Origin of the sequence: Stutzerimonas chloritidismutans (genome assembly GCF_020783375.1) — a bacterium.
Taxonomy (GTDB): domain Bacteria; phylum Pseudomonadota; class Gammaproteobacteria; order Pseudomonadales; family Pseudomonadaceae; genus Stutzerimonas; species Stutzerimonas kunmingensis.
The window spans coordinates 3,129,573-3,145,728 of sequence record NZ_CP086067.1; the positions used below are offsets into that span (position 1 = coordinate 3,129,573).

18 protein-coding genes are annotated in these 16,156 nt (G+C 57.5%); 3 read left to right on the plus strand and 15 right to left on the minus strand.

The annotated features are described in order from the left end of the window. Window positions 1-2: 2 nt before the first annotated feature. The 15 genes from LLJ08_RS14430 to LLJ08_RS14500 all read right to left on the minus strand — a co-directional run bounded on the left by LLJ08_RS14430 (window position 3) and on the right by LLJ08_RS14500 (window position 14,330). Window positions 3-452, minus strand: a complete 450-nt coding sequence (locus tag LLJ08_RS14430; RefSeq protein ID WP_228207332.1) for a YkvA family protein — start codon at window positions 450-452, stop codon at window positions 3-5. Between the two features lie 386 nt (window positions 453-838). After that, complete coding sequence (locus tag LLJ08_RS14435) at window positions 839-1,150, minus strand: ComEA family DNA-binding protein (protein WP_102833285.1); 312 nt, start codon at window positions 1,148-1,150, stop codon at window positions 839-841. 122 nt (window positions 1,151-1,272) lie between these two features. Continuing rightward, window positions 1,273-2,562 carry a flagellar hook-associated protein FlgL gene (gene flgL / locus LLJ08_RS14440; RefSeq protein WP_228207333.1) on the minus strand — a complete coding sequence of 430 codons (1,290 nt, stop codon included), beginning with the start codon at window positions 2,560-2,562 and terminating at the stop codon, window positions 1,273-1,275. An 11-nt stretch (window positions 2,563-2,573) separates the two neighbouring features. After that, entirely contained in the window at window positions 2,574-4,574 is a 2,001-nt protein-coding gene (gene flgK / locus LLJ08_RS14445; protein WP_221103012.1) for a flagellar hook-associated protein FlgK, read from the minus strand. 3 nt (window positions 4,575-4,577) lie between these two features. Next, a complete protein-coding gene (gene flgJ, locus LLJ08_RS14450; protein ID WP_228207334.1) occupies window positions 4,578-5,750 on the minus strand; it encodes a flagellar assembly peptidoglycan hydrolase FlgJ in 1,173 nt (390 codons plus the stop codon). A 10-nt stretch (window positions 5,751-5,760) separates the two neighbouring features. Next, window positions 5,761-6,861 carry a flagellar basal body P-ring protein FlgI gene (locus LLJ08_RS14455; RefSeq protein WP_228207335.1) on the minus strand — a complete coding sequence of 367 codons (1,101 nt, stop codon included), beginning with the start codon at window positions 6,859-6,861 and terminating at the stop codon, window positions 5,761-5,763. 11 nt (window positions 6,862-6,872) lie between these two features. Further along, window positions 6,873-7,583, minus strand: coding sequence for a flagellar basal body L-ring protein FlgH (gene flgH / locus LLJ08_RS14460; protein ID WP_228207336.1), 711 nt, complete (start codon window positions 7,581-7,583; stop codon window positions 6,873-6,875). An 84-nt stretch (window positions 7,584-7,667) separates the two neighbouring features. Then, entirely contained in the window at window positions 7,668-8,453 is a 786-nt protein-coding gene (gene flgG, locus LLJ08_RS14465; protein ID WP_014819775.1) for a flagellar basal-body rod protein FlgG, read from the minus strand. Between the two features lie 35 nt (window positions 8,454-8,488). After that, a complete protein-coding gene (gene flgF / locus LLJ08_RS14470; protein ID WP_014819774.1) occupies window positions 8,489-9,229 on the minus strand; it encodes a flagellar basal-body rod protein FlgF in 741 nt (246 codons plus the stop codon). Window positions 9,230-9,428: 199 nt separating this feature from the next. Next, window positions 9,429-10,745 (minus strand): flagellar hook protein FlgE, encoded by a 1,317-nt coding sequence (gene flgE / locus LLJ08_RS14475; protein ID WP_228207337.1) that lies wholly within the window; start codon window positions 10,743-10,745, stop codon window positions 9,429-9,431. 30 nt (window positions 10,746-10,775) lie between these two features. Next, window positions 10,776-11,459, minus strand: a complete 684-nt coding sequence (flgD, locus tag LLJ08_RS14480; RefSeq protein ID WP_014819772.1) for a flagellar hook assembly protein FlgD — start codon at window positions 11,457-11,459, stop codon at window positions 10,776-10,778. Between the two features lie 19 nt (window positions 11,460-11,478). Then, the gene (gene flgC / locus LLJ08_RS14485) at window positions 11,479-11,922 is read right to left on the minus strand and encodes a flagellar basal body rod protein FlgC (protein ID WP_014819771.1); all 444 of its coding nucleotides are present in this window, start codon (window positions 11,920-11,922) and stop codon (window positions 11,479-11,481) included. An 11-nt stretch (window positions 11,923-11,933) separates the two neighbouring features. Continuing rightward, window positions 11,934-12,338 carry a flagellar basal body rod protein FlgB gene (flgB, locus tag LLJ08_RS14490; RefSeq protein WP_014819770.1) on the minus strand — a complete coding sequence of 135 codons (405 nt, stop codon included), beginning with the start codon at window positions 12,336-12,338 and terminating at the stop codon, window positions 11,934-11,936. A gap of 197 nt (window positions 12,339-12,535) precedes the next feature. Next, entirely contained in the window at window positions 12,536-13,363 is an 828-nt protein-coding gene (cheR, locus tag LLJ08_RS14495; protein ID WP_228207338.1) for a protein-glutamate O-methyltransferase CheR, read from the minus strand. Between the two features lie 34 nt (window positions 13,364-13,397). After that, complete coding sequence (locus tag LLJ08_RS14500) at window positions 13,398-14,330, minus strand: chemotaxis protein CheV (protein ID WP_014819768.1); 933 nt, start codon at window positions 14,328-14,330, stop codon at window positions 13,398-13,400. A gap of 82 nt (window positions 14,331-14,412) precedes the next feature. On the opposite strand from LLJ08_RS14500, the gene flgA reads away from it, so the two are divergent. The 3 genes from flgA to LLJ08_RS14515 all read left to right on the plus strand — a co-directional run bounded on the left by flgA (window position 14,413) and on the right by LLJ08_RS14515 (window position 16,104). After that, on the plus strand, window positions 14,413-15,150 hold the full coding sequence (gene flgA, locus LLJ08_RS14505) for a flagellar basal body P-ring formation chaperone FlgA (RefSeq protein WP_228208949.1): 738 nt from the start codon (window positions 14,413-14,415) through the stop codon (window positions 15,148-15,150). 111 nt (window positions 15,151-15,261) lie between these two features. After that, the gene (gene flgM, locus LLJ08_RS14510; RefSeq protein WP_014819766.1) at window positions 15,262-15,591 is read left to right on the plus strand and encodes a flagellar biosynthesis anti-sigma factor FlgM; all 330 of its coding nucleotides are present in this window, start codon (window positions 15,262-15,264) and stop codon (window positions 15,589-15,591) included. A gap of 42 nt (window positions 15,592-15,633) precedes the next feature. Further along, entirely contained in the window at window positions 15,634-16,104 is a 471-nt protein-coding gene (locus tag LLJ08_RS14515) for a flagella synthesis protein FlgN (RefSeq protein ID WP_228207339.1), read from the plus strand. The last annotated feature ends 52 nt before the right edge of the window (window positions 16,105-16,156 follow it).

A 16,156-nucleotide genomic window follows, 5' to 3' on the forward strand; every position in this document is an offset into this window, starting at 1 on the left:
TATCAGCTCGGCTGGCCGCTGGCCTTCGGTTCGTCCAAGGCAGGCAAGCGTTGAAGCGATGCCTGCCGATCCGCAGTCTGGGCCTGCCTCCAGACCTTGAACGCCTCCAACTCACCAGACCACTTGCGCATTACCCAGCCCAGCACAGCCAGATCGTCGACGAACCCAAGACCAGGCAGCCAATCCGGGATGGCGTCGATTGGCGACAGGAAGTAGAGCAAGCCGGCCACCACAGCTATCAATGCATTAGGACTGATGGCCCGATACTCGCCACGCCACCAGGCTACGCAAAGCGCCTGTAAAAGTGCCAGATCTTCTCGCAATCCTTTGAACAGCCCTCTTTTCGAAGAGGATTTGCGAGCCACCGCAAAGAGTAACGCGGGGATCTTTCCGCGTTTGATCAGACGCTGCGCGAGCGGAAAATATCGGATGAAATTCCAGGGAGCCTTCATCTGGGTTGCCTCCAGCCTGCGTCATCCCTGACCTCGTGAATGTTATCCACCGAAGCTGTGGATAACCTTGTGAACAGTTTATGGATGGTTGCCGCTAAGGCCCTGTTTACGGGGCCGCCCAACAGATCGGTGTTTTTTTATCCAGCCGCTTAAGGCCTTAATAATCAATAGGTTACGATCATGCTGAAATTGTATTGAAACATGCCTGCAGAACACGCCGCGATCTATTCCGAATGTGCATAACCGCGGATTGTCAATGCCTTTACAAGCACTTTGACTGACGGCGACACAGGGCGTTCGAACTACCGGGGGCTAGGCGTTGAGGGAAGAACATTCCAGGTGAGAATCAAAAAGAGGTCGATCATTGCGATCGACCTCCCAATACCTTACTGAATGCTGAGCTGCCCACGAATCTTGTCGAGGGTCGCCGAGCCGATGCCTTTTACCTCGAGCAGCTCATCTACCGAGCTGAACGGGCCATGCTCTTCCCGATAAGCGATGATTGCTTTTGCCTTGGTTTCACCGATGCCTCTCAGCTCACGGGAAAGCGTCTCAGCATCGGCAGCATTGAGGTTCACTGGGGCCGCGGCGACAGCCACAGCTGTCGGGGCAGGTTGTGCCTGAGTGGCGGCATAGCCACCGAAAGAAAAGCCGGAGAGTACGGCGAATGCCGCAGCGGCAAGAATAGCTTTACGCATAATCACGTCCTTATGAAAACCAAAGTATTCGTTCGCGGGACTTCCTGCTCCGCGTCAGCCAATCTAGTCGCCTGCCAGCTGATGTCAAAAACGAGGTTGCATATTTGCGAACCTCGTCAAGCTCAGCGCATGGCGTTGAACAGATTCAGGCCGCTGATCTTTACATAGCTCTGCTGCGTAGCCTCAAGGATGACGGTCTGGAACGACAGCCGGGACAGCGCCTCTGCGTAGTCCAGCTCACGCAGCTCGGCCTGGACCGATTTGTTAACCAGAGCCACGTCCTCGTTGTCAGTCTGCGTTGTTTCGATCACGTTCAGACGCGCGCCGATGTTGCCGCGAGCGGCGTCGACGCTGATCATGCCGTGGTCCAGGTTGGTCAGCGCTACGGCTACGGCATCGCGAACGCCTCCGTTGCTGGTCGCGGGGTTCTCTAAGGCAGATCGAAGATTGGCGACAGTATCCAGAATGCCCTGCCTGTTGGTAGCCGCGACAGTCGGATCACCATTCGCATCAACGCCGCTTACAGTCCTTGGTATGACGGTGGCACTCTCCCCTCCGCTTGGAATCCCGTCGAGCGTCATGGTCATGCCGCGGAAGACAAGCGTGTCACTGCGGCTAGCCTCCTTGTCCATTAACCCATCGCCAATTTCGGCCGGGTTGACGCTACCGTCCTGGTTCAGAGCCCTGATCGTATAGCTACCATCGCTGCCGAATGAAATATCGATCCCATACGGGGGAAACGCAGGATCACCAGCGAAAGCGACCTCATCACTCACTAACGGCGCTGATACCATAAGCGTCGAGTCAGTCGCAGCGCCAATGGACAGGCTACTTTGTAGGCGTCCAGCATTAGTAATGTTCTGAAAAATCGACTTGCCGTTGTCGCTGATCGGGATATTCAGCGAGCTAGCTATCTGCAACTTCCGCTGCCCCTCGTCTCCCTGATAGCTATAGCTACCGTCCCCTGAACGAACGAACGGCTGAGTCTTACCCTGAAAGCCAGAGAACAGGTACTCGCCGCGGGCATTGCGGGTGTTCATCAGTGACAGCAGCTCGTCCTCGCGCTCAGTCAGCTCGGCCGCGATCGACTTCCGGTCTTCCGCACTCAGGCCACCATTGCCCGCCTGTACGGCAAGCTCTCGCACTCGCTGCAGAACGGTATTAACCGAGTTGAGCGTCACCTCCTCTTGGGTAAGGCTGTTCTTCGCCGCAGTCAGGTTGGCGTTGTACTGACTCAGAACGTTCTGCTGCTGGTCCAGTTGGAGCAAACGCACCGACGCAACCGGGTCGTCGGCTGGCGTAAGGATGCGATTGCCGGTACTGATCTGCTCCTGCGTGCGGGTCGCATTGGCGTAGTTGCGCTGCAGTCCGGCGACGCCGTTATTGAATGCTTGCAGGGTGGAAATGCGCATAAGGCGACCTATTACCTGAAGGAGCTGATCAATGTATCGAACAAGGAGCGGGCAACTTGAATGATCTGGGCCGAAGCGTTGTAGTACTGCTCGAACTTGATCAGGTTGGCGGCTTCCTCGTCCAGGTTCACAGCCGAGAGTGAATCGCGGTTGTCCGTGGCCTGCTTGAGAATCGAGCCCGTTGCTTCGCTATCCATCCGTGCCTGTGCCGTCAGCGTACCGACGCGCTCGACCAGTTCGCCGTAGCCATCGGTAAAACTAGCGCCGGAGATAGTTTTGCCCGTAGCGTCAACGGTAACCCCGACGGTTTGTTTGCTCTGCAGGTCGACCAGTTTCAAAGCATTCCGATTGTCGGACACCCCGCTGCTGTTGAAGCTCAGAGAGAAGCCATCTCCAGTCTGCGGTCTCCCCCCGAGGGAGAGCTGGAACCTGTAGGTCTCGCCGCCTGACGTGTAGGCGAGGTTAACGGTGTTGGTACTACCAGAGACAAAAGATGGCGCCGGGGTTACTGCATTCCCAGCCGCATCCACATAAGACCAATTGGCCGGAAGCGGGTCACTGAGTGAATAGCTCTTGCCATCGGGACTCAGAGTTACATCAAAGGAAAGATTTGCCGCGCCAAGTACCGTCTTGTCGATAGGTGACGGGCCAGCGATCAAGTCCGGCTGACCAATGACCCCGGTACCACCATTCTGCAACTCGCTCTCTGCGCGCATTGGGGCCGCGAAAGCGAGCTGATCGGCCTGATCAAGGTCTATGGCAATACCACTTGCAGCTCGCCGGGTAGGCATCACCGTATAGCTGGTAACGCTCGGGTCAGCGGGTGCAGAGATGCTGAAGCCCAGTTCGGCGATTGCCGAGTCAACCGGATGGTTACCGGCCAACCAGGCTCCACCGGACGGACGAATACGAAACGTACCAGCCGAGACGAACTCCACCTGATAGTCACTGGCAGTTAGCTTGGAAGTGTCGGTGATACTTACATCAATTCCAGTCGGGAAGCTGCGTTTATCGACCAGATCAGCCGAATTGATATCCTTGAACAGATCTACGCCTACGTCACCTTTCAGATCCAGCCCCTGCCGCAGCTGAGTATTGACCTGATCACTGACGGCCAGCGAAAGGCGCCCTAGGGAGTTCATGGTCGAATCCAGCACTTCCTCACGATAGCGAATCAGCCCGCCGAGTTCGCCGCCGGTAATCTGCGAGGTGATGCCCTGCCGCGAGCCACCGCTGATGAACTGCACTTCATGACGGTTCGGGTCGCCCTGCCCTGGCACGACCTCCAGCTTGGCTACCGTACTGCCCACGACCAGCGGCTGGCCGCTGCCGATGAATACGTTGAAGCTGCTGTCATCCTGAGGAACAACCGTCACGCCGATGTAGCCCGATAACTGCCGAACAGCCTCGTCACGGGCGTCGAGCAGATCGTTCGGCTGCTTGCCGTTGGCCGCGGCGATGGCAATAGCCTCGTTGAGGCTACCGATGCTGCCTGCCAGACGATTCACCTGATCGGTGACAGCGGACATCTGCTTGTTGGTGAAACTGTTCTGCTCGGAAAGTCGGTCGTATACGGTATTGAAACGCCGCGCCAATCCCTCAGCCTCCGCCAGCACCAGCTGACGCGCCGGGATATTCGCCGGGTCCTCGGCAGCTGTCTGCAAGGCCGAGAAGAACTTTTGCAGCGAAGGCGTGATACCGGTGGTGGTGCCAGCCAGCAATGAATCGAGCTGATCGATCTGGCTTTTGTAAGCCTCGACATCACTGTTCAGCGATGTACTGCTACGCAGCTGGCTGGTGAGAAATTCGCTGTAGGAGCGACGCACGTCTACCAGCGAGGTACCCGATCCAATGTAACCGGCACCGCTGAACTGCGGCGAGCGTGTCGCCTGGCTCGCATCCTGGCGGCTATAGCCAGGCGTGTTGACGTTCGTGATGTTGTGTCCGGTGATGGAAAGTTGGGTTTTGCTGGCAGACAGGCCGGAAAGGCCAATGCTCAATAGGTCAGCCATGATTTAGCCTCTGGTCCGCATGGCGGGCACCGAATTCGCGTCGGCAACGGTCTGGTAAGTCTGCATCTTGCGGGCGATCTGGCTGATCTTGCGCGCGTATTGTGGGTCGGTGGCGTAGCCGGCTTTCTGCAGCTCCTTGACGAAGCGTTCCGAATCGCCGGTATTGCTCGCCACCTGAATGGCGGTCCGATAACGGTCGTTGTTTTCCAGCAGGCTGACGAAGTCGTCGAAGCTCTGCTCGAACGAATCGTAGGCGCGGAAGCCCGCTTTCTCGCGGGTTGCCGTACCGTTGACGTACTCGGTGGTCATCACGGTAGCCGACTCCCCTTTCCACCCGGTCGCCTTGATGCCGAACAGGTTGTGGCTGTTGCTGCCGTCCTTCTGACGGATCATGGATTTACCCCAGCCGGTCTCCAGCGCAGCTTGTGCGACCAGGAAACGCGGCTCGATGCCCAGGCGTTCGGCCGCCTTCTCTGCCATGGGCAGCATGGTGGCGATGAACTCCTCGGACGAATTGAACCGCGTCTTGCTCGGCGCGTTGGGCGCACTTTTCTCGACACCGTTGACGACCAACGGCTTGTCCTTGGGGGGCACGAACGCCGTGGCGGGTTTCCAATCGAGGTCGACCAGAGGCTGCGCACCTTCTGCGGCAGGTTTCTGCGCAGTCGCCGATACATCCGCCACTTGCCGCTCGATCGCCCGGCCTGGTAACGCAAGACGACGCTGATTCAGCAACCGGGAATCATCTCGTGCGGACTCGACGGCAGCGGCCGGCTTGCTCGGCCATGCGGCCCCTTCGGTCTGCGCAACCTGGGCAAACGGATTGTTGCGTGTCGCGGTTTCGGTCTGCTTGCTCAGCTGGCGCACCAGTACGTCCGCCAGCCCGATGCCACCGCCTTCCTTCGAAAGACTGACAGACAGCTGCTGGTCATACATATCCTGGTATTGCTTGCTGGCCTGACTGTTCAGCGGGTTGTCCTTGGCCAGTACTTCGGTTGCCGAACGCATCGACTTGAGCATTTCGTTGAGAAACAACGACTCGAACTCCTGCGCAACCTTGCGCACGTTCTCCTCACCGTCCCGATCCTTGCCAACCTTGAGCTGGCTGAGGCGATTGAGGTCGTTGTAGCTGCCGCTGTCGAGGCCGCGCGCTCCGCTTCCGAGACGATTTTCCATATCCCTGCCCTTAGATCACGATCAGGTCGGCTTGCAGAGCGCCAGCCTGCTTCAGTGCTTCAAGAATGGCCATCAGGTCGCTGGGCGCAGCGCCCACCTGATTCACCGCTCGGACGATCTCGTCTAGTGTGGTACCCGGGCCGAACTTGAACATCGGCTTGGCTTCCTGATCGGCTTTTACCTTGCTGTTGGGCACGACGACGGTCTGACCATCCGAGAAGGGCTCCGGCTGGCTCACCTGTGGATCTTCGCTGATGGTGACGGTCAGGCTGCCGTGGGTAACGGCGGCAGGTTGCACCCGCACGTTCTGGCCGATCACGATCGTCCCGGTACGCGAATTGATGATGACCTTGGCCACGGCCTGGCCAACCTCTACTTCGAGATTTTCCAGAATCGACAGGTAGTCCACGCGCTGACTCGGATCCAGCGGCGCGGTCACGCTGATCGAGCCGCCGTCGAGCGCCTGCGCTACACCCGGGCCTAGCAGGTCGTTGATCTGATCGACGATGTTCTTGGCCGTGGTGAAGTCCGGACGGTTGAGATTCAGCGTCAGTGTATTGCCCTGATTGAAGCCGCTCGGCACCGGACGTTCGACCGTCGCGCCACCCGGGATCCGGCCAGCCGACGGCGAATTGACGGTGATCCGCGAGCCATCGGCGCCACCGGCATCGAAGCCTCCTACCACCAGGTTGCCCTGGGCGATGGCGTAGACGTTGCCGTCGATACCCTTCAGCGGCGCCATCAACAGGCTGCCGCCACGCAGGCTCTTGGCGTTACCGATAGACGAGACGGTGATGTCGATGGTCTGTCCCGGCTTGGCGAACGGTGGCAGTTCGGCATGAATCGACACCGCCGCGACGTTCTTCAGCTGAATGTTGCCACCGGCCGGCACCTTGATGCCGAACTGGGCCAGCATGTTGTTGAAGGTCTGCACGGTGAACGGCGTCTGGGTGGTCTGGTCACCGCTACCGTTCAAGCCGACAACCAGGCCGTAGCCGATCAGCTGGTTACTACGAACACCATGGATGGTCGCGACATCCTTCAGACGCTCGGCATAGGCAGAAGTACCAATGGCGAGCAATCCGAGAAAGACGATGGCTTTTCTAATCATCATCATGTCCTTCAGAACGGCCAAAGCGGGCTAACGAAGAAACGACTCAGCCATCCCGGCTGGCTCGCATCAGCGAAAGCGCCTGTGCCGGAGTAAGTAATGCGTGCATCAGCTACGCGCGTGGAGGAAACGGTGTTATCAGTGGAGATATCGTCCGATCGCACAAGACCGGCAATACGTACAAGCTCATCGCCCGTGTTGAGCGTTAGCCACTTCTCTCCTCGCACAGCCAAGATGCCATTGGGCAACACGTCGGAAACGGTAACGGTGATGGAGCCGGAAAGACTGTTGCTCTGGCCTGCCTGGCCGGAACCATTAGTCGAACTGGAACCGCCGAACTGCGTATCCAATGAAAGCGGACCGCCATTACGAAGAAGCCCCGCAGCGGGGTTATTCACGCTTACAGCGTTGCCCAAGAGCGAGGTAAGCCCCATCTCCACATCGCTGTCTTTGGAAATCTTCGAGCTGGCATTTTTGCTCGCTTGGGTTCGCTCATTGAGCGTAATAGTAATGATGTCCCCGACGCGAAATGCCTTGCGGTCATCGTAGAGATTGGTCTCGAAGCCTGCCTGATAGATCGCGCCGTTGTTCTGCGCCGCTGGCAGCGGCGTGCGAGGCAGCACCGGTGCATAGTACGGGTCATTCGGTTTCGGCGCAGGAGCAACACATCCGGCCAGCGCCAGGGCGGACGACATCGACACAACGATCAGCAAACGGCTCATAAACACCTCAAGCCATGACAGGCCATCGAAACTACTGCGAGCAGCACAAGGCGTGCGTGCCCGTATACAACGGCGAACGCGCGATCAGAGCTGCTGTGTAACGAATGACAGCATCTGGTCGGCGGTGGATATGACCTTGGAATTCATCTCGTAGGCGCGTTGGGTGGTGATCATGTTCACCAGTTCCTCGACGACGCTGACGTTGGAATTTTCCAGGGTGTTCTGCAGCACCGTACCCAGACCATTCAGCCCTGGCGTGCTGACCTGAGGCGCGCCGCTTGCAGCGGTCTCCAGGAACAGGTTGCTGCCCATAGCCTGCAGACCTGCCGGATTGATGAAGTCGGCCGTCTGCAGGTTGCCGATGATCTGCGGCTGCGGATTGCCCACGGTGGTCACCGAGACAGTGCCGTCCTCGCCCACGGTGAAGGTCTGGGTCTCCGGCGGTACCACGATGGCCGGCTCCAGCGCATAGCCGTTGGAGGTCACCAATTGGCCATCGGAGCTCAGATGGAAGCTGCCGTCACGGGTGTAGGAAACCGTGCCATCGGGCAGCAGTACCTGGAAGAAACCGCGACCGTTGACCGCCATGTCCAGCGGCTGCTCGGTGGTCTGCAGGCTACCGGCGGTGAAGATCTTCTGCGTGCCGGTCACCCGCACACCGGTACCCAACTGAAGGCCGGAGGGCAGTTCGCTGTCCTGGCTGGACTGACCGCCAGGCTGACGGCGAATCTGATAGAGCAGGTCCTGAAACTCGGCGCGGTCACGCTTGAAGCCGGTGGTAGAAACGTTGGCCAGGTTGTTGGAAATGGTCGTCAGGTTCATGTCCTGGGCGGACAGTCCGGTCTTGCTGACCCAAAGTGCTGGAAGCATGAGCTTTCTCCTCGTGCGCCGCCGGCGCCACGCTATTAGCTGAGTTGCAGTACGCGCGCCATGGCAGCCGCGTCATCTTCGGCGGTGCGCATCATCTTTACGTGCAGTTCGAACTGGCGAGACAGCGCCAGGATGGAAGTCATTTCGGATACCGCATTCACATTGCTCGCCTCGAGAAAACCCGAGACGACCCGTACGTTCGCGTCAGGCTCGATAGGCTGGCCATCCTTCAGCCGAATCAGGCCATCAGTGCCCTTTTCCAGCTGCTGCGGATCAGGGTTGACCAGCTTGATGCGATCCACGGTGACCACAACGTTCGGGTCCTCGCCCAGCGCGCGAATACTGATGGTGCCGTCATTGCCGACGTCCACCTTCTCTTCCGGCGGAATCGCGATCGGCCCGCCATTGCCCAGCACCGGCATACCGTCTGCGGTACGCAACATGCCAAGCACGTCAATATTCAGGCTGCCGGTGCGGACGTAGGCCTCACTGCCATCTGGCGCCTGCACCGCAATCCAGCCCTCGCCTTCGACGGCGACATCAAGATCACGGCCGGTTTCCTGCAAGGTGCCCGGCGTGAAGTCGGTGCCCGGACGCTCGGACATCGCATACACCCGCGCAGGATGACTGTCGCCAAAGACCTGCATCGAACGGGCTTGCTCGAAATCCCGGCGAAAGCCGGTGGTGGAAATATTCGCCAGATTGTTGGCATGGGCCTGCTGGGCCCGCGCATTCTGGCTGGCACCGGTCATGGCCACGTAGAGCATCTTGTCCATCGACATCTCCGAGACGCGAGTTTGACACTTGCGATTCTGTTGCAGATGAAAAATGCAAGGCGCGTGCCATCACCAAAAGGACCACTTAAGTAGCTGATTTATATAGGTTTTACAGGAACAAAGAAGGCCCTTACGGGCCTTCTTCGAAAGGAGCGGCGGAATAATGCCGTCAGCGGCAACCGTTCTTTGCCGCGGGCTATCACCGCAGATTGATGATGGTCTGCGTGATAGCGCTTTCGGTCTCGATGGTCTTGGCGTTCGCCTGATAGTTGCGCTGGGCGACGATCAGATTGACCAGTTGGTCTGACAGTTCAACGTTGGAGTCCTCCAGTGCACCAGATTGTAGAGCACCCATCGTGCCCACACCGGGAGGGTTGCGCACAGGTTCACCTGACTCAAAAGACTGAACCCACTGAGTCTTACCGACCGGTGTCAGTCCTTGCTCATTAGCAAAGGTTGCGAGCACCACACGGCCCTGTACCATTGATTGCCCATTGGTATAGCGAGCAAAAATCTGGCCTCCCTCATCAATCTCTAAGCCCGCTAGCTCACCCGCGGTATAACCATCCTGATTGATGCTGTTGACCGCAAACGCGCTGGAATACTGCGTTGCATTGCGTATATCAATCGCAAACGGACTAGGGTTAACGGCGCCATTACTTTCCCAAACAGGAGGCGAAACTGTAGTATCCAGACCAGCTGGATCCCACCCTGAATAATTAATAATTCCATCAGTCTCATCGAAACCGCTAGGTAGCGTCGCAGCACTCAGAGCTGCTTTATCGAGCTGTCCGGAAGGCGTAAATGACAGCGGGATAACAGCCGCCACAGGCGGCTCAGCAGCAGCATTACCTGGAGTCCGCCCATCAATCAGTACATGCATATCCCAATTATTGGCATCTGACTTGACGAAGTATTGCGTCATCACATGCGCGTTGCCCTGCGAATCGTAAATATTCGTTGATGTGGACGAGTTGTAGGTTTGAGGATCAGCGGGATTGAACGTAGCAACCGACGGGGCTGTGTTAGTGGAATTCAGATTGAACGTTTGCTCTATTTTAGTAGTAGCCTTAGGTTCCTGACTGCCCGACTGAATTCGCAAATTACCAATAGTGTCTTGGAGATTACCGTCTTCATTGACGGTGTACCCCTGCAGGTTATAGCCGAAGTTGTCAACCAGAAAGCCTTCACGATCGGTACCGAAGTACCCAGCGCGGGTGTAGCTTAGCGCACCGTTATTACTAACCTGGAAGAAGCCCTTACCATTTATTGCTAAGTCCAACGCATTTTGCGTGTAGTTAATATTACCTTGAGTAAATTGCTGGGAAATGTTTGCTAACTGCACTCCACTGCCCACGGCATTCTTACTGACGCCCATAGACGAAGCATACACGTCGGCGAACTCCGCCCGAGACTGTTTGAAACCGGCAGTTCCAGCGTTGGCGATGTTGTTGCCAGTAACGTTGAGATCCTTGCTGGCAGCACGCATGCCGCTAAGACCGATATTGAAGGACATTGAATCGCTCCTTTGCCGAAGTGCCGGCGGTTATTGTCCGATGACCTGGACTTGAGAAAGCCCGATGCTGCCAACACCGGCAAGGTTGAGCATCAGCTCCCCGCCGTTCTGCCCGAGGGTTACGCTGTCGACGTTAGCCGGCAGCAAGGTATACAACCCCTTGGTTTCGCCCTGATACGTAGCCTGCGCCTCGAATCGATAGGTCCCGGGCGGCAAGACCTTGCCGCTGGAATCCTTGCCATCCCACATGAAGGAAATGTTGCCGGCTTCTTGCGCGCCCATGTTCACGCGACCAACCGAGGCTCCGGTACTGTCGTACACATTCACGAACACGTTGCTGCTCGAGGTCGGCAGCACCAGGCTGGCCTTGAAGGTTTCACTGGTATCGACCACGGCCTTGTCGGCCGGCACAATCACCTTGCGCCCGACCAGGGACGATGCCTGGAGCGCCTGCGAAGACTGATAGCCGGAAAGGATGGTTTCCATGCTGGAATTCAGTTTCTCGACACCCTCGACGGTGCTGAACTGCGCCAGCTGACCGATGAACTCGCCGTTTTCCTGGGGTTCCAGCGGATTCTGGTTGTTCATCTGGGCAACCAGCAGTTCAAGGAACTCGTTCTTGCCAAGGTCGTTCCCCTTGACCTCGCGATCCTCTCCGAACTGGTACTGCTCGAGTATCGAACTGGTACCGCCAACGCCGCTTGTAGTGCTCATGAATGCGCTCTCGTAACGATCACTGACCCAGCGTCAGCACTTTCTGCAACATGGTCTTGGCCGTATTCATCAGCTCGGCGTTGGTCTGAAACGCGCGACTGGCTGAAATCATGTCGGCCATCTCTTCCACCACATTGACGTTCGGGTAATACACGTAGCCTGCCTCATCAGCGGCCGGATGATTGGGTTCGTAGCGCGCCTGCAGCTCGCCCTGATCCTCGACTACACCCAACACCTGAACACCTACGCCCGCCTGATCCTGCTCCGCGAAAAGCGACTGGTCGGGCTGGCCGCCGGCCTGCTGAAACACGGTCGCAAACACGGGATGCCGAGCGCGGTAAGTCTGATCGACGCTGGATGAAACGGTTTCGGCGTTCGCGATGTTGCTGGATATAGTGTTCAGACGGGTGCTCTGGGCACTCATGCCACTACCGGCAATGTTGAAGACGCTGCTTAGAGACATGGGAAACTCCTTTACTCGCCGCGCAGGGCACTGATCAGCCCTTTAAACTTGCTATTGAGCAGGGTGAAGCTCGCCTGAAAGTCAACGGCGTTCTTCGCGTAGTTGGATTGCTCGATCTGCAGATCGACAGTGTTCTGATCAAGCGAGGGATGCGCGGGAGTGCGGAAGCGCAAGGAGGCATCGGCAATCTCCAACCCCTCGGCGGCAATATGCTTGTCACTGGTCCGCGTTACCCCGAACCCACCCTGGCTACGAGCGGACTGCTCGGCAAGCACGCTGCTGAAGTCCAGATCGCGAGCCTTATAGTTAGGCGTGTCGGCGTTGGCGATATTGTTCGCCAGCACTTCGGCGCGCTGCGAGCGAAAACCGAGTGCCTTCTCGTGTAAACCCAGTGCCTTATCGAAACTGATGCTCATGATCTGGCCCTCTGCCGGATACAAGTCTGCTTAAGCAAACACCAGCAAAGCTCATGCCACTGAACGCAAATCATTGATTTTATTGGGCTAACCAGAGAACTCTCGGTTAGAAGGCGTCAAAAGCGGCAAGGCTTTACCGCTTTTTTGCCGCACCCGCCATATTGCATGACGGTTTTCTGCCGCCGGCGTCATGCCGGCTATTTCGCCTTGTAGATGATTCCCGGACTGCACTGGACCATCTGATACAGCTCAGGCAGGCCGTTGAGCGCTTCGGAGGCGCCAAGAAACAGATAGCCGCCTGGGCGCAACGTCGCATGAATGCGCTTGAGAATGTCCTTCTTCACATCAGCGGAAAAGTAGATCAGTACGTTACGGCAGAACACGATGTCGAACTTGCCCAGCGCGGCATAGCTGTCGAGCAGATTCTGCACCCTGAACTCGACCCGCGAACGGATCGCGGGCTTGACCGCCCACCGTCCTGGTGCCTTGACATCGAAGTAGCGCTGCAGGCGGTCACTGGACAGGCCGCGAGCAATTGCCAGACTGTCGTATTCTGCCGCCTTGCACGCCGCAAGCATCGCGCCGGACAGTTCGGTAGCCACGATCTGCACCCCGGTTTTCGCCTGACTGGGATTGCTGCGCTCGTACTCATCGATGGACATCGACAGAGAGTACGGTTCCTGCCCGGACGAGCATGCCGCCGACCAGATCCGCAGACGCTGCCCCGCACCAGTCTTGAGCATCTCTGGCAGTACACGGTTCTTGAGCACTTCGAAAGGGTAGGTGTCACGAAACCAGAGCGTTTCGTTGGTCGTCATAGCATCGACGACCAATTCCCGAAGCCCGCTACGTGGCTGTGCCTGAATCTTCCGGACCAGATCGCCCAGCGTCTTGATGCCCTGTTGTTCCATCAGCTTGTTCAGCCGACTGGACACCAGATACTGCTTGTTACTGCCCAGCAGAATGCCGCACGTCTTTTCAAGAAACACCCGGAACTGCTCAAAATCCAGATCGACTGACACCAATCAAAGCCTCACCATCATGAGAGAGGAACTAGCCTCAGTTTGCATCCGCCTGCCTGATCCGCTCAGCCACTCGGGCAGCGAGATCATCAGGCTGGAACTTGGCGAGGAAGTCATCCGCCCCCGCCCGTTTCACCATGTTCTGGTTGAACACGCCGGAAAGGGAAGTATGCAGGAGTATATGCATACCTTGCATGCGCGGATCGTGCCGCACCTCGGTAGTCAGGGTATAGCCATCCATTTCCGGCATTTCAATATCGGAAATCATCATCAGAAATTCTTCAGCCGGTTTCTTGCCCTCGTCAGCCATTCGCTTCAGATAATTGAGAGCCTCCCGTCCATCATTCAGCTTGACGACCTCGATACCGATATTTTCCAGGCAACGAGCAATCTGCTTACGCGCCACAGACGAGTCGTCGACGATGAGCACGCGACACGAAAGTGCCCTGGCACGGGTATCGTCATCGACCACATCGGCTGACACCTCTTCGGAGGTCGGTGCAACTTCTGCCAGCACCTTTTCCACATCGATGATCTCCACCAGCTTGTTGTCGATGTGAGTTACGGCCGTCAGGTAATGATCGCGTCCTGCACCCTTTGGCGGAGGCAGGATCGCTTCCCAGTTCAGATTGACGATCCTTTCAACCGAGCTCACCAGGAAACCCAGCGTTCTGTTGTTGTACTCGGTGATGACAGCGAAAGAATTCTGCAAATCCATCAGCGCCGACTTGCCCGTGGCGAGCGACAGATCGAGGATAGGCAGGGTGCTGCCGCGAATGCTTGCAACGCCCCGTACCACCCGGCCGCATTTGGGCATCACAGTCAGGCGCGGGCACTGCAACACTTCGCGCACCTTGAACACGTTGATGCCATATAGCTGCTCGCCTTCGAGACGAAAAAGCAGCAGCTCCAAACGGTTTTGCCCCACCAACTGGGTACGCTGGTTAACCGAATCCAATACACCGGCCATGCCAGTCTTCCTCTCTGCTTGCAGATTATTGGGGCCGAGGACGCGGCACGCCCCTTGCTTTGGTTGGGATATGAACGTCCAAATGACCATTTTCCGGCGCGGCCGGCTACCGTACAGAAATGTGCTGCTATCAATGCTGTGCGTGTTTTCTCAGCTCACCCATGCGTCAACCTTGTCACATCCTCAGCAGCTTATCGACGTGACCGAGCAGTTTCTTGAGCAGACAGTAAGCGAGTATTTAAGCCGCAGCGCTATCGATGCACGCTACGAGGTCGAAGTAGCCAGACTGGACCCTCGTTTGCGCTTGAATCAATGCGATCAAACTCTCACGACCAGCCTTGGCAGCACCGCTATCCCTGTAGGACGTGTGAGCGTACGGGTAAGTTGCGAAGGCAGCAGCCCATGGTCGGTATTCATCCCTAGCCACGTCCGCCTTTATCGTCAGGTCCTTGTCGCCAGCAAATCACTTCTGCGCGGCACAGTATTGACCGATGCCGACGTGAGGCTAGCCGAACGGGACGTGTCCATCCTTACTCAGGGATACCTGACAAGACACGACGAGGCGCTGGGTAACAAGCTGACACGGCCGGCTCAGCCAGATCAGGTCATCACGCCTAATCAGCTGGAAATGGCGAAGGTAGTACGCAAAGGCGATCAGGTGGTCATCACGGCCAGGTCGGGCTCGATAAGCGTACGCATGCCCGGCGAGGCGATGGCCGATGGCGTTACGGGCAAACAGATCCCGGTCAAGAACCAACGTTCCGGTCGCACGATCAAGGCCCGAGTGACTGGCCCAGGCCAGGTTGAAGTGGCAATGTAGCATGTCCGCATGCCGCAGTTTTCCAGTGTGTTCGCTGGAAAAAAAGGCTAAAGTTTCCTCCATTGTTGCCGAACACATGGCAAGCGTCCTGATTCCTTCGAGGTTTGCATCATGGTCATCGACTTCAATCGGCCCAACAGTCCACTGAACGCCCCTAACGGGCGCAGCGGCGTACAAGGCAACGAGCGTACTGCCGGCACCCAGCAAGGGCCTGCTAGCGAAGCACCTAAAACCGACAGCGTCAACTCCAACACTAGCGACACCGTTCAACTGAGCCCTGAAGCCCAGCGCCTGCAGCACGCGGCTGACAAATTGAACGAGCAGCCCGCAGTGGACCAGGAGCGCGTTGAGAAGCTGAAACAGGCGATCGCTGATGGCTCCTACCAGGTTGATAGCCAACGCGTCGCATCCAAGCTGCTCGCGTTCGAGACCCAGCGCTGAACCTGAGCCGACACATACACGCGAGCAAGCCCAGAGCACGAAATGCAAGATACAGCCCTGCTTGAGCAGCTAACCGATGATATCGGCATCGCACGCCAGCTCCTTGAACTCATCGATCAAGAACTCACCGCACTGGGTGAACGCAATCTGGCGGAGCTAGAGGCGATATTAGCGAAGAAGCAGCCGTTACTGGCACTGCTTGGGCAGCATGGCACTCAGCGTAGCCAGTGGCTTGCGGGATTACAGCTGACGCCTGATCGCGCCGGACTTGAAGCGGCCGCAAATAGATCGAAGGACGGTGCGCTTATCCTTGAGCGAGCGCTATCGCTGGAGACAGAGCTTGAGCGCTGCCGTAGCGCCAATGAAAGAAATGGCCGTCTCATCCGAGCCAATCAAAGCGCCCTCGGCGGAATGCTGCACATTCTCCAAGGCAAGGACGATACACCCGGCCTGTATGACAATCGTGGCGGTTCCGCCAAGAACAAGCCGCAACGGCCTCTGAGCCAAGCCTGAACGATAGAACGCCACAAGGACGCAACGCGATGGTCACAACAATGCGCCGGAG

Coding starts and splice junctions, on each gene's coding strand:
- LLJ08_RS14430 (WP_228207332.1), bottom strand. CDS start 452: ATGAAGGCTCCCTGGAATTTCATCCGATATTTTCCGCTCGCGCAGCGT.
- flgE (WP_228207337.1), bottom strand. CDS start 10,745: ATGTCCTTCAATATCGGTCTTAGCGGCATGCGTGCTGCCAGCAAGGAT.
- LLJ08_RS14515 (WP_228207339.1), top strand. CDS start 15,634: ATGCAAGATACAGCCCTGCTTGAGCAGCTAACCGATGATATCGGCATC.
- flgF (WP_014819774.1), bottom strand. CDS start 9,229: ATGGACAAGATGCTCTACGTGGCCATGACCGGTGCCAGCCAGAATGCG.
- flgL (WP_228207333.1), bottom strand. CDS start 2,562: ATGCGCATTTCCACCCTGCAAGCATTCAATAACGGCGTCGCCGGACTG.
- LLJ08_RS14435 (WP_102833285.1), bottom strand. CDS start 1,150: ATGCGTAAAGCTATTCTTGCCGCTGCGGCATTCGCCGTACTCTCCGGC.
- LLJ08_RS14455 (WP_228207335.1), bottom strand. CDS start 6,861: ATGATTAGAAAAGCCATCGTCTTTCTCGGATTGCTCGCCATTGGTACT.
- flgC (WP_014819771.1), bottom strand. CDS start 11,922: ATGTCTCTAAGCAGCGTCTTCAACATTGCCGGTAGTGGCATGAGTGCC.
- flgD (WP_014819772.1), bottom strand. CDS start 11,459: ATGAGCACTACAAGCGGCGTTGGCGGTACCAGTTCGATACTCGAGCAG.
- flgH (WP_228207336.1), bottom strand. CDS start 7,583: ATGAGCCGTTTGCTGATCGTTGTGTCGATGTCGTCCGCCCTGGCGCTG.
- flgB (WP_014819770.1), bottom strand. CDS start 12,338: ATGAGCATCAGTTTCGATAAGGCACTGGGTTTACACGAGAAGGCACTC.
- flgG (WP_014819775.1), bottom strand. CDS start 8,453: ATGCTTCCAGCACTTTGGGTCAGCAAGACCGGACTGTCCGCCCAGGAC.
- flgA (WP_228208949.1), top strand. CDS start 14,413: ATGACCATTTTCCGGCGCGGCCGGCTACCGTACAGAAATGTGCTGCTA.
- flgK (WP_221103012.1), bottom strand. CDS start 4,574: ATGGCTGACCTATTGAGCATTGGCCTTTCCGGCCTGTCTGCCAGCAAA.
- flgJ (WP_228207334.1), bottom strand. CDS start 5,750: ATGGAAAATCGTCTCGGAAGCGGAGCGCGCGGCCTCGACAGCGGCAGC.
- LLJ08_RS14500 (WP_014819768.1), bottom strand. CDS start 14,330: ATGGCCGGTGTATTGGATTCGGTTAACCAGCGTACCCAGTTGGTGGGG.
- flgM (WP_014819766.1), top strand. CDS start 15,262: ATGGTCATCGACTTCAATCGGCCCAACAGTCCACTGAACGCCCCTAAC.